At 69.9% G+C, this 12225-nt stretch carries 9 protein-coding genes; 2 read left to right on the top strand and 7 right to left on the bottom strand.

The genetic code is table 11. The features are described from left to right. Nucleotides 1–48: 48 nt before the first annotated feature. A complete protein-coding gene (gene acpS / locus KF837_27885; GenBank protein MBX3231175.1) occupies nt 49–504 on the top strand; it encodes a holo-ACP synthase in 456 nt (151 codons plus the stop codon). After that, entirely contained in the window at nt 504–2012 is a 1509-nt protein-coding gene (locus KF837_27880) for a hypothetical protein (GenBank protein MBX3231174.1), read from the top strand. The genes acpS and KF837_27880 overlap by 1 nt, the downstream gene beginning before the upstream one ends. Here the strand turns inward: KF837_27880 and KF837_27875 are convergent. The 7 genes from KF837_27875 to KF837_27845 all read right to left on the bottom strand — a co-directional run bounded on the left by KF837_27875 (nt 2009) and on the right by KF837_27845 (nt 12146). Further along, nucleotides 2009–2758 (bottom strand): class I SAM-dependent methyltransferase, encoded by a 750-nt coding sequence (locus KF837_27875; protein MBX3231173.1) that lies wholly within the window; start codon nt 2756–2758, stop codon nt 2009–2011. The genes KF837_27880 and KF837_27875 overlap by 4 nt on opposite strands. A 2-nt stretch (nt 2759–2760) precedes the next feature. Further along, nucleotides 2761–3444 carry a phospholipase gene (locus KF837_27870; protein MBX3231172.1) on the bottom strand — a complete coding sequence of 228 codons (684 nt, stop codon included), beginning with the start codon at nt 3442–3444 and terminating at the stop codon, nt 2761–2763. Between the two features lie 29 nt (nt 3445–3473). Further along, nucleotides 3474–5135 carry a hypothetical protein gene (locus KF837_27865; protein MBX3231171.1) on the bottom strand — a complete coding sequence of 554 codons (1662 nt, stop codon included), beginning with the start codon at nt 5133–5135 and terminating at the stop codon, nt 3474–3476. A 92-nt stretch (nt 5136–5227) separates the two neighbouring features. Then, nucleotides 5228–6787: a hypothetical protein gene (locus KF837_27860; GenBank protein ID MBX3231170.1), complete on the bottom strand. Its 1560-nt coding sequence runs from the start codon at nt 6785–6787 to the stop codon at nt 5228–5230. A 135-nt stretch (nt 6788–6922) separates the two neighbouring features. Further along, nucleotides 6923–7756, bottom strand: coding sequence for a hypothetical protein (locus KF837_27855; protein ID MBX3231169.1), 834 nt, complete (start codon nt 7754–7756; stop codon nt 6923–6925). Further along, on the bottom strand, nt 7753–9615 hold the full coding sequence (locus KF837_27850) for an alpha/beta hydrolase (GenBank protein MBX3231168.1): 1863 nt from the start codon (nt 9613–9615) through the stop codon (nt 7753–7755). The genes KF837_27855 and KF837_27850 overlap by 4 nt, the downstream gene beginning before the upstream one ends. Next, on the bottom strand, nt 9612–12146 hold the full coding sequence (locus KF837_27845; protein ID MBX3231167.1) for a glycoside hydrolase family 2 protein: 2535 nt from the start codon (nt 12144–12146) through the stop codon (nt 9612–9614). The genes KF837_27850 and KF837_27845 overlap by 4 nt, the downstream gene beginning before the upstream one ends. Between the last annotated feature and the right edge of the window lie 79 nt (nt 12147–12225).

Below are 12225 nucleotides of genomic sequence, written 5' to 3'. Positions count from 1 at the left end.
GGCGCACATCCGTTGCGCAAAGGCGAGATGTAGGCCTCGTTGTCGGGTATGGATGAAAAGCTTCAGGCGGGTGGTCGGGGGCGGCATAATTTCGGGATGGCGGGGCTCTCGGTCGGGATCGACCTCGTGCGGACGCGCAGCGTCGAGGAGGCGATCGCAGAGTTCGGAGATCGGTATCTCCGGCGCGTGTTTACGGACGCCGAGGTCGCCTACGCGATGAGCGCGCCCGCGCCCGCCGTCGCGAGCGCGCGGCTCGCGGCGCGGTTCGCGGCGAAGGAGGCGGCCATGAAGGCGCTCGACCTGGGCGAGCGCGGGGTCGGTTGGCGCGACATCGAGGTCGTACGCACACCTACCGGAGCGCCGGCGCTTGCCTTGCATGGGAACGCTGCTGCTGCCTTGCAGGAACGCGGGACTCCGACCCTCTCTGTTAGCCTCAGCCACGAAGCCGAATACGCCACCGCCGTGGTCGTCTCTCTTCACTCCGCCGGAAAGGCCTCTTTTTGATGAAGCATGCATCGCTCGTGAACGTCGCGCTCCTCTCCGTCATGCTCGCCGGCAGCCTCCTCGCCTGCACCGAAGTGACCGCGACCAACGGCCGGAGCCGCACCAACCGCGACGAAGAAGACGCCACCGCGAAGCCCGGCTCCAGCTCCGGCTCGAGCTCCGGCGACGTCCCGGACACCCCCGGCCCCGGCCCCGACGGGCCCGGGACCACCGAGATCCCCGATTGCAGCTCGTACGTCGACGCCGCGAAGAGCGGCAACGGGAGCGCCGAGTCGCCGTACGGCAGCATCGCCGAGGCCGTCGCCGCGTCGTCGAACGGCGAGATCATCTGCGTCGCCGAAGGCACCTACAGCGAGAAGATCAACGCCGGCGCGAAGGCGTTCACGCTCGCCGGCGGCTTCGAGTCGGGCAAAGACTTCAAGGTCCGCGACTCGGCGCAGTACGTGTCGAAAGCGGAAGGCGGCGGATCCGGCACCTTCGTCAACATCGAGGGAACCGGGCTCGTCGCGATCGACGGCTTCGACGTCAGCGGCTACGGGCAGGCGATCGTCCGCCAGGTCAACAGCGTCGGACAGGTCGAGATCACCAACAACGTCATCCACGACAACGAGTGCCCGTCCGGCGGAGGCCGCGTCCTCGTCGGGGCCGGGTTCTCTCTCGCCAACGTGAAGGCCACCGTCAAGGGCAACGTGTTCCGCAACAACACCTGCGGCCGCGGCGGCGCCGGCGCCCTCACCGACTCGTCGAAGCAGAGCGACTTCACGCTCGCCAACAACCTCATCGACAAGAACACGGGCGACGAGCCGGAGAGCTCGCACGGCGGCGCGATTTACCTCTTCGGCAGCGCGGTGACCGTCACCAACAACCTCTTCACCAACAACAGCGTGACGGGTTGGGGCGGCGGCCTCTTCGTCGGCTCCGATCCCACGATCGGGCAGAAGACGGTCGCGACCCTGACCTGGAACGTGTACCGCTCGAACAAAGCGGGCACCAACGGCGGCGGCCTCTTCTGCGACGACGGCGCCACCTGCAACAGCGACCACGAGATCTTCGACAAGAACTGCGGCGGCAACGTGTACGTCGACTCCGCGTACAACGGCGGCACCGCGACGATCGGCAAGTTCGATCACATGACCAACGTGAACGGGCTCGAGGTCGGCTGCAGCGGCGAAGGCTACGGCTGGAAGAGCGATCGCGACAACACCTCGCCCGACGCCTACGAGATCAAGAACTCGATCTTCTTCGGCAACGCGGACGGTCAGGACATCGTCGCGGGCTGCAGCTCGAGCTGCGGCTCGGTGAAGCTCAACATCTCGTACTCGATGGTCGACACCAACTACGTGCAGGCCGGCCTCCGCGCGAACTTCGGCTCCGGCAACGTCGCCCCCGCCGACCCGCTCTTCGTCGACCCGGCGCAGGGCGACTTCCACCTCAAGCCGAACAGCCCCGCCCGCGGCAAGGGCGACGACGGCAAGGAGCTCGGGGCCTACGGCGGCGTCAGCGACTAGCGAGCCTTCGACTCGTAGATCGCGTAGAGCGGCGTCTCCTTGCGGAGCGAGAACGCCGGGTTCTCGTCCCAGACGTCGCGGTGCACCGGCTTGAAGTAGACGACGAGCACGCGGCGCGGATCGGCGCGGAGCGACGCGACGACGTTGTCCGCGACGGGCGCCATCACCTTCTCGTCGAACGGGTGGTACATGAACACGACGAGCGGCCCCGCCGGCAGCGGGTACTTCGTCGCGTCCGTCGTCTCGACGCTGAGGTCGGCGCACCTCTTCGGGCCGGTGAAGCGCCGCAGGTTGTCGCGACAGATCTCGGAGAGCTGCGGAGAGAACTCCACGCCGACGACGCGCTTCCAGGGGAGCCCGGCCGCCATGAGGAGCACGCGGCCCTTGCCGGAGCCGAGGTCGACGAAGGAGGTCTCTTCGTAGTCGAGGCCGAGGTCGCCGAGCACCTCCGCGAAGTCGACCGGCGACGTCGGCACGTAGGCCGAGCCGTGGATCCAGTTCTCGTCCTTCACGTCGAGCTCGGTCTGCGGGATCTCGCCGCCGGTGGAGACGCCGTACTTCGTGTCGAAGTCCTCGTCCTCGACCGCGTCCGTGTTCGCCGCGCCGTCGTGACCGTCGTCGCGATGATGACCGCGGCTCCGCACGCGCTCCGCCACCGACGTCGCGACGTGCACGAGGGAGCCGACGACGCCGTGCCGCTTCACCGAGCGATCCACCGTCCTCACGATGCGCCGGACGCTCCACATGCTCAGGCCCTCTCGCTCAGCATCTTCCGCAGCGTACGCCAAACGACGAGCGGGATCTCGTGCCCCTGCTCGAACGGGAGCCACGTGACGTCCGCGCCCGCCGCCGTCGCAGCGTCGCGGAGCGCCACACCCGCCGCGAAGGCGAGGTCCGCGTCGGTGCGGCCATGCGCGACGAGCGCAGGACGACCGCGGAGCCGCGCGCGCGCGAGGAGCGGCTCTTGCTCGTCCCACGCGATGCGCGAGCCGGAGAAGAGGAGCAAGCCCGCGAGCTCGAAGGACGAGCGGAGCACGGCGTCGAACGAGAGCATCGCGCCCTGCGAGAACCCGCCGAGGTAGAACGGGCGACCGGCGACGCGCGGCGTGAGCTCACCCACGAGCGCCTCGAGCCGCGCGCGCGCCGCCGGCAGATCGGGCGGGTGCTGCTCCGCGAAGTCGCGCGGGCCACGCGCGATCGCCGCCTCGCGCGCGACCTCGTCAATGTGCCACCACGCCCGCGCGCCGCCGCCTTCGAGCGGTCCCTCCGGGAAGAGGAACCACGCCGGCAAGCGGAGCGAATGAGCGAACGGCGAGAGGTCCGCCGGCTTCATCGCGAAGCCGTGGAGCAGGACGACGACCATCGCCGCCGACTCCGGATCGCCCACGCCGACGACGCGGAGACCCGCGATCTCGAGCTCGACCTCCCGCACGGCTCAGGTGCCGGCGAGTCTCGTCGACGTCAGGGCATGGCGCGGTAGCCGAGGTAGCGGCCCATTCCGCGCACGGACTGGTTGAACTGCTTGGGCGCGCCGATGTAGACGTCGTCCACCGCCGGCTCGATCATCGCGTCGCCGAGCGTGAGCCACTTCTTGTTCTTCGTCACGGCGTAGGCCGCGCCGAAGGACTGCACCGTCAGGAGGCTCAACCCCTTCGTCGTCATCTCGTCCGGGTCGTCGTCGTCGTACGCCTTCTCGTTGCAACCCGTCAGGTAGCGGAACGCGAGCTTGCTCGAGGTGAGGGCGCTCTCGAAGTAAGCGCCGATCTTCTCCATGAACGGCTTCATCTTCGGATCGCCCGAGAGGATCCACCAATCCATCATCCCGTCGACGATGAGCGAGCTCATGAAGGGCGAGCCGCCCCTCGGACCTTGCCCCTCCGAGCACTCGTCGGGGTCGGAGCGGGAGATGTCATGCTCGAACCCGCCACTCGTTCCACGCGCCTGCCAGGCGTACGTCCGCTCGACGAGCGCGTCGACCGCGGCCTTGACCTCCTCACGGTGGTCGACCGCGTAGTACGACACCACGCCCATCAGCGTCCAGCCGAGGTTACGCTCCGTGCGCTCGATGTACGCGTTCTCACCCTCGGGGGCGATCGTCGGGAGGGACGCGATGTACGCTTCGCCGAGCGCGGCGAGCGCCTCCTTCGCCTTCGGGTCGCCGGTGAGGAGGTAGTCGTCGAGCATGCCCTGCCCGAGCATGCGGCGGAGGATGCCCTGGTCGAGGAGCTCGTCCGGCGTCCACGGCCCGCCGGGATAACCGGCGCCGGTGTTGTCCCAGCACTTGTTGATCGCCATCCGCGGCGAGCCCTCGATCCACTTCAGCTGGTTCGCGCGGTACCAGGCGGCCGTGTCGTGGGCGAAGCGGTGGCGCGCCGGCTCACCGAGGCGGAGCGCCCACTGATAGAGCGAGTGCGGTCCGTCGTAGTAGGTGCGGTCCTGGTTGCCGTTCCCGCAGTCGCTCGTGACGGACGTGTAGTTGACCGACGCGAACGCCGTCTTCATCCGGTCTTCGTACGACTTGAAGTCGGTGTTCTTCGCGGCCGGGAGGATGACGCCGCTCACGAGCGAGGCGGCGTAGTGATCGGGCGTCAGCGTCGCGATGACGGGACCGTCCGGGTTCGCCGCGAGCTTGCCCGCGTCACCGCCGGTGCCGGCCTTGCCGTAGTCGATCGTCCACTCTTGCGACTGGCCCTGGCCCACCGTCGCCTTGAACGCGACGAGCACGCTGCGAATGGAGCCGTCGCCCGGCCACGTCGCGAGCGACGCGGTGTGGACCGGGACCGCCTCGCCGCCCGGATCCTTGACCGTGATGTTCTTGACGTCCTTGAAGACGCCCTGCGGGAACGGGACGCCGAGAGAGACGACCGCGTCGTTCGCGGCGCCCTTGTCGGCGGTGAGCGTCACCTTGAGCGAGCCGGTCTCCGGAATGCTGGTGGGGATCGGCGGCTTGGTGCCGAGGATGGGCCCGTCGTCGTCGTCGTCGCCCCGCTGCTCGGTCGGATCGTTGTCGTCGTCGTCGTCTCCGCCTCTGCCACGCTTCTTTTTCCCGGTGGCCTCGGGGGGAGCACAAGCAGCAACGAAGATGACAGTGGCAAGCGCCGAGAGGAGAGCACCACGCAGCATGCCCTTATGCTGTCATCCATAAAAGCTGCCACCAGTGGTCAAGAACGGTGGATCCGAAATGTAAGTGAGAAAAGGTAGGATGATCACCACCGTCAGCGCGCGAGCTCGCGGTAGCCGAGGTACTTCCCGAACGCCCGCGACGCCTGGTTCCACTGCTTCGGGCGCTTCGCGAACATCTCCTCGATGCCGTGGTCGACCATCTCGTCGCCGAATTCGAGCCAGTGGGCGTCTTTCGTGAGGGCGTAGGTCGCACCGAAGACGTGGGCGATGAGGAGGTTGAGCTCGGCGGAGGTGTAGCCGTCGGGATCGCCGGTGTCGTAGTCGTTCGTGCTGCAGTTCCAGAGGTACCTGAAGGCGGCGCCGTCCGACGTGCGCGCGTCGTCCTCGTACCAGCGCGCGAGCTTGGTCATGAAGGGCGAGAGCTTTTCCTTGTCCGCGGTCAAGAGCCAGTAGTCCATCATCCCGTCGACCACGAGCGAGGTCATGAACGGCGACGCGCCCGCGGGTCCGTCTCCGCACTCGTCGGGATCGGGACGGTTGATGTCGTGCTCGAGCGCGCCGGAGCCGCCGCGGCCCTGCCACGCGATCGCGCGATCGACGAGCGACCTCATCGCGTCGCGGACCTCGTTCCGCGGATCGAGCGCGTAGTAGCTCGTGAGGCCCATCAGCGTCCAGCCGAGGTTCCGCTCCGTGATCTCGAGAACGGGCGGGCTGCCCGCGGTGAGCGCGCCGAGGTTCTGGCGGTACGCCTCGCCCATCGCGAGGACGGCCTCGCGCGCGGCGGGATCGCCCGTGACGAGGTAGTCCTCGAGGCTTCCCTGCGAGAGCATCATCCGGAGCGTCCCCCAGTCGAGCGCCTTCGCCGGCGTCCAGCTGCCGGGCGCGTACTCGCGCTGGCACTTGCTGATCGCGAGCTTCCGGTTGTTCGAGAGCTCGAGCTCGTTCTCGCGGAACCAGATCGACTCGGCGTGCGCGCCGCGGAGCTGGGTCGGGTCGCCGGTGCGGAGCGCGCGTTGGTACTGCGCGTGCGGCCCGTCGTAGTAGGTGCGGTGCTTCGAGGTCGAGCCGCAGTCGACGCCGTAGTCGCCGATGTCGAAGGAGTCCCAGCCGCGATTGAGGTCGGTCTCGTACTGCGCGAAGCGCTCGTTCTTCGCCGCGGTGCCGAGGACGCCGCCGACGTGCGACGCGGCGTAGTGATCGGCGGTGAGCGTCGCGATGACGGGGCCGTCCGGGTTCGCCGCGAGCGCGCCCGCGTCGCCGCCCCTCGGCGCCGCGCCGTACTCGACCTTCCATTTTTTGGTCTTGCCTCGCGCGAGCGTCGCCTTGAACGCGACGAGCACGCTCCGGATCGATCCGTCGCCCGGCCACTTCGCGAGCGTCTTCGTCGCGATCGCGACCGGGGCGCCGTTCTCGTCGAGGACCGTGACGTTCTTCTCGTTCGTGAAGACGCCTTGCGGGAACGGGAGCCCGAACGACACGACGTCGCCGTTCGCGGCGCCTTGGTCGGCGGTGAGCGTCAGCGTGACGGCGCCGGTGGGCTCGATCGACGACGGAGCGGCGGGGCCGGTGCCGGGCGGCGCGTCGGTCGTGGGGTCTTCGTTCAGGTCCGAGTCGTCGATGACGGTGCCGTCCCGAGTGGGCAGGCAAGCCACGGAAAGAAGGACCAATCCGAGCGAAGCCACGAAGGAGCGCATGCCGCTAGCGTGGCATGAGGAGACTCTCCGACAAGGGTGGATCCCGAATACAAGTAGCATGTTTACCTACTGGATCCCGCCCCACTCGGGAGCTCAGTCCGCGAGGAAGACGACGTTGTCGAGCGCGAGCTCGATCGGCGTCGTGGGCACCTCGGAGAGGACGACGCCGAGGAGGACCGTCGGCTGACCCGCAGAAACGTAGGGCGGCGTCGCGATGTCGACGACCTGCTTGCCGTCGATGTCGAAGTGCGTTCGACCCCCGATCTCGACGTCCCAGTGGACGTGACGAACGCCTCCGGGCGGGATGTCGATCACGCGGTAGTCGAGCTGGCCTGGCGTCGGTTTGAACTCTTGAAGCGCAAATCCATTCCCATCGCTCGGGACGGTGACGTAGAGCAGGTTGAAGCTCTCGCCGTGCTGGAGACGCACCTGAAACAAAACGTGGTACTCGGGCGAGGCCGCCGTTCGGTTGTCGTAGGCCATGTCGGCGTCGAACGAGAGCTTGGAGACGGTGCGCTCGAAGCTCCGGTGCCAAAAGGCAACCGGTGGGTTGCCTGACTCCTTGGCGGGGACGCTCGTGACGAGCGCGGGTTGACCGAGGAAGTCCTTGCGCCCGATCGCCGCGCCGCCTTGCGCGGTGACGGACCAGCCGCCTTCCTCCGCGTCGCGATCGAACGTCTCGCAGATCGCGATCGCGGCGGTGGGGCACGTGAACGTCGCCGCGTCGAAGCCGGCGTCGACGCCCGGGATCACGCTCGCCTCGAGCGGCGCGCCCGCGTCGCCGACCGGCGCGCCGGCGTCGACGTCGGTCGAAGGAGGTGCGCCGTCCGGCGACGCGCTCCCGCCGCCGGTGAAGCCGTCGAGGTCCGTGAGCACGGAGCACGCGCCGAGGAGCGCGGCGGCGACGACGACGGCGCGACGCTTCACGACGGCTGTCCGCGCCAGCGCTCGATCGACGAGACGACGAGCTTCTCGAGCCACGTCTGCGACCAGAGCGGCGTGAAGGTGTGATCGGAGCCCTCGATGATCTCGAGGTGGAAGCCGCGGTAGCTCGCGAGCTTCTTCGCGCCCGATCCGAAGTGGGACTCCATGAGATCGAGCCCGCCGTCGTTCGCGCCGAAGATCATCAACGTCTCGGTCCCGCGCTTCAGGATCGTCTTGAAGTCGGCGACGACGTCGTCGACCTCGAGCCGCCCGGTCCGCACGCGCGCGATCGTCCCCTTCGCGCCCTTCACCGCCCGCGCGACCGCGCGCTCCGCGAGCGTGCTCGCGATGCCGCGCGCGTTGACCTCGCCGCGGATGACGCGCTTCCACGTCTGGGGGTTCCACATCTCCTGCGTGTAGAAGCGCGTCGAGCGGTAGTTCTTGCGGATCGAGACCTCGAGCGTGTCGCCCGGCTTCCAGTCGAAGGTCTGCGTGTTGACGAGGATCTGCCCCGCGACGCGCGGATCGACGACCGCGGTCTTGTACGCGAGGTACGAGCCGGAGCAGAGGCCGACGAGGTAGAAGCGCTCGACCTCGCGGAGGGAGGTGAGCTTCGTCATCGCCTCCTGCGTGTCGGCGACCGCCTCCGGCGCGTAGAGGCGGTTCTCGAAGTCGGCGCTCGCGGCGCTGTCGCCGATGCCGGAGACGTCGAAGCGGAACGTCGTCACGCCGCGCGCGGCGAAGGTGCGCGCCATCTTCACGTACATCCGGTTCGAGCCGACGCGGTGGTTCGACCCGACGTTGAGGAAGAGCACCGCGTCGCGCGTGCGCGCCGGCCCGCGCGCGGCGGGCTCGCAGAGGACGCCGATCAGCTTGCCGGTCGGGCCGAACATGATCGCCTCCTCGCGCGCGACGCTGTCGGCGACGAGGTGCGGGCCTTCGCGCGTGAGGTCGAGGAGCGTCGCGCGCTCCTCCTCTTCTTCTTCCTCGTATTCGGTGTGGACGACGCGGCCGAGCCACGCGACGACCTGATCGAAGGCCTCGCGCGGCACCTTCGAGAGGTAGGCGTCCTGCATCATCGCGGCGTAGCCGGGGACGGAGGTGAGATCGGTCACGTCGCTGCCCATCGCGTGGAGGTGCTTCGTGAGACGCCCGTCGTCGGGGAAGTCGTCGCGGCCGAGGAGGAGCACGCGCGCCGCGGGCGACTCCTTCTTCGCGCGGAGGTCTATTTTGCCGAGCTCGGTCACCGTGCCGGTCGAGAGGAGGTAACCGACCGCCTCTTCGTCCGGCGGCTCGTCGGGCAGCGCGCGCAGGTTCCGCGGCGACTCCTTCACGAGCGGCGACACCCCGCGGTCCTCGCCCGACGCGAACGCTTGCTCCGCGCCCGCCGTCTGCATCATCCGCATCTCGCGCAAGAAGGCGCGCCCGGTGAGGTACGGGCTCCACAAGACGAGGCTCGCGACGTCGCCGCGATCGAGCGCGGTGAGGTACGCCATCGTCGCGCCCCAGCGGATGCCGAAGAGACTGACGTCGCGGACGCCCGCGCGGCGGCGGAGCTCGTCGATCGCGGCGCCCGCGCTGCGACGCCACGAGGCGACGCGATCGGGATCGTGATCGCTCCCCGCCGAGTCGCCGGTGCCGTGGTAGTCGAAGCGGAGCGCGGCGATGCCCGACGCGGCGAGGCGCTCCGCGAGCGTGCGGTACACGCGGTGGAGGCACATCGCCTCGTAGCCGAACGGGTTGCAGAGGACGACGCCCGCGACCTTCGCCGGCTTCGCGGGGGCGTGGTACCAGCCGAAGAGCTGCGCGTCCGGGTCCCCGAAGATGATCGGCCCGCTCGTGCGCTTCTCGAACCGGCTCATTTGAGGCTGACGGTCCCGCGCAGGTTCAGGGCGGAGAGCTCGCCGGTGAGGGTAGCGCGCTTCTTCGCGCCGGGGATCGGACGGAGCGCGATCGTGCGCGTGCGGCCGGGCGCGAGATCGAAGTAGCTGTCCTCCGCGACGTGCCCGGGCACGGCGATCTTCACGGCCTGGGCGAAGCGGCGGGTCGTCACCGTCACGTGCGTCTCGCTCAGCGTACCTTCGAGGCCGGCGCACGGCGGAGGCTTTGCGAAGTCGACGAGCGAGGCGACCTCCGCGAGCACGGCCGTGTCGTCCGCGAGCGTCGCGATCGCGACGTCGTGCCCCGGCGGACCGAAGCGGTATGCATGGGTCGTGTCGTGGAAGGTCGGGAGGAGCGCGTCGCCGAGGACGGTGACGCTCGATCGCGGCGCGACGACGATCTCCTGCGCGCCGTCGGCGGTGCGCGTCTCGCCGTCGCGGTAGAGCGCGAGGGAGAGGCGCGCGCGGAGCTCCGCCTCTCCGTCGTTGACGACGTGGAGGTGGAGCCCGTTCAGCCCTTCGTCGGTGACGAACAGCGCGCGCGGAGCGAAGGCGCGCTTCAGGTACCAGTAGACCGACTTCGGCTCGCCGCGCGCGTCGAGCACGCCCCACCCCGCGCCGGGCCAGAGGTCCTGGAGGAACCAGACGAGCGCGCCCATGCACGTCGATCCCGGGCGGCGCCACTCGGCGAGCGCGCGCGCCATCGACTCGCCGCTCGCGACGCGCGAGAGGGCGAGGTAGCGCTCCATGTCCTCGTAGCGGACGCGCGCGGGGTCGACGCCGAAGAGCCGCGCGACGTAGTGATCGCGGACGTCGTCGAAGTCCCAGCCCGCGCCGTTGTCCTTGCACGTGCGCTCGCGCCAGCGCTGGCTCACGATCGGCGCCTCGCCGTCGCGCAGGAGCGACGCGAGGAGGTCGTCCTCGGGGACGTTCGCGAACGCGAGGCACTCCGACGCGAACTTCACGCCGGAGCGCCGCGCGTCGTCGAAGGGACGGAGGTACGCGCCGACGCCGTAGTAGTGCGCCGCGCCTTCGTCGACGTGGAACGGGAGCGCGCCGCCGGCGGGCGACGACGGCCAGTACGGGACGTCGGGGCGCTCCTCGCTCACGACGCGCGGGAGGAGCTCGGAGAACAGCGTGCTCCGCCAGATCTCGCGCGGCGCGCCGAACATCGCCGCCTGCTGCTCGACCTCGCTCCCGCCGCAGAAGAGCGCGACGCACGCCCGCGCGCGGAGGCGCTGCACGAGCTGCCGCGCCTCCCGCTCCACGCTCGCGCGAAACGCCTCGTCGTCGGGGTAGTCCATGTTCGCGAACATGAAGTCCTGCCACACGAGGATGCCGAGCTCGTCGCAGGTCTCGTAGAACGCGTCGTCTTCGTAGAAGAGCGGGCCACAGACGCGGAGCATGTTCATCCCCGCGTCGCGCACGGTGGCGAGGACGCGGCGGTACTCCTCCGGCGCGCTCCGGAGCGTCGCGACGTCGAGCGTGGTCCAGCACGCGCCGCGGCAGAAGACGGGGACGCCGTTCACGGAGAGCGTGAAGCGCTTGTCGGCGACGTCGAGCGCGACGGTGCGGAACGCGACCTTGCCGAGGTCGATGACCTCGTCGTCGATCTCGAGGCGCGCCGCGTAGCGCGCGGGGCGGCCGTGGGTGTGGGGCCACCAGCAGTCGACGTCGGGCAGCTCGACGCGGCCGCGCACGTGCCCGTCTTCCACCTGGAGCCGCGCGCGCACGTCGCCGACGACGAGCGTCGCGCGCTCGAAGGGCAAGCGCGCGGAGAGGTCGGCGTCGACGTCGACGAAGCCGGTCTGCACCGCCGCGTTCGCGAGCTCGAGCTCCGAGGTGCTCGCGAGGCGCACGCGGAGCTGGACGCGGTGCGGGCTCGCCGGCTGCGCGAGCGCGCTCGTGAGCTCGCCGGGCGCGAGGCGCCGCGTGAGCGCGTCGCTCGCGGCCTCGCGCACGGCGGGGAGCTCGCCGGTGGTGAGCGAGATGCTCCCCGAGGAGAGGTCCGGCTCGGTGAGGGACGCCTCCGCGAAGTCGTGCTCGGTGTCGCGATCGAGCCGGAGCGGCTCGGGGGCGCGGCGCGAGCGGCGCTCGACCCAGACGTCGCGCCACGGGCCGACCGGCGCCACCGGCGGCGACCACCCCGGCATGCGACCGACGAGCGACGTGCGGATCCAGCGGAGCTGCTGGTGCGACGTGAGCCGCGTCTTCCAGCGCGGGCGCGGGCGCTTCTGCGCGAGCGCGGCCGCGAGCGGGGCGAACCGGATCGTGAGGACGCGCGCGCCGGCGGGGAGATCGACGACGTGTGCATGATACATGTTGTCGGAGAGCAGCACCGACCGCCCGTCGACGAAGACCTCGGCGAGGGTGGCGAGGCCCTCGAGGTGGAGGCGATCGCCCTCCGCGACGTCGGGCAGCCGGGCGCGGTACCACCAGGTCTCGTCGTCGAACGAGCGCCGGTGCTCGAGGGTCCACTCGCCGCTCGCGCGGAGCGCGGCGGCGACGGTCATCGGACCAGGGATCGGCTGATAAGCGCCCGGCGTCTCCCCCGACGCCAGGGCCCACTCCTCGAGCGCTGCCCTCCCCACG

The sequence above is a fragment of the Labilithrix sp. genome (assembly GCA_019637155.1).
GTDB lineage: Bacteria > Myxococcota_A > Polyangia > Polyangiales > Polyangiaceae > Labilithrix.
The sequence above is the reverse complement of the archived record's forward strand: the minus strand, read 5'-3'. Positions and strand labels throughout refer to the sequence as shown.

Bases quoted from the DNA above. Each gene is read 5' to 3' on its own strand.
- acpS (MBX3231175.1), top strand. From the start codon at position 49: ATGGATGAAAAGCTTCAGGCGGGTGGTCGGGGGCGGCATAATTTCGGG.
- KF837_27880 (MBX3231174.1), top strand. From the start codon at position 504: ATGAAGCATGCATCGCTCGTGAACGTCGCGCTCCTCTCCGTCATGCTC.
- KF837_27875 (MBX3231173.1), bottom strand. From the start codon at position 2,758: ATGTGGAGCGTCCGGCGCATCGTGAGGACGGTGGATCGCTCGGTGAAG.
- KF837_27865 (MBX3231171.1), bottom strand. From the start codon at position 5,135: ATGCTGCGTGGTGCTCTCCTCTCGGCGCTTGCCACTGTCATCTTCGTT.
- KF837_27850 (MBX3231168.1), bottom strand. From the start codon at position 9,615: ATGAGCCGGTTCGAGAAGCGCACGAGCGGGCCGATCATCTTCGGGGAC.
- KF837_27845 (MBX3231167.1), bottom strand. From the start codon at position 12,146: ATGACCGTCGCCGCCGCGCTCCGCGCGAGCGGCGAGTGGACCCTCGAG.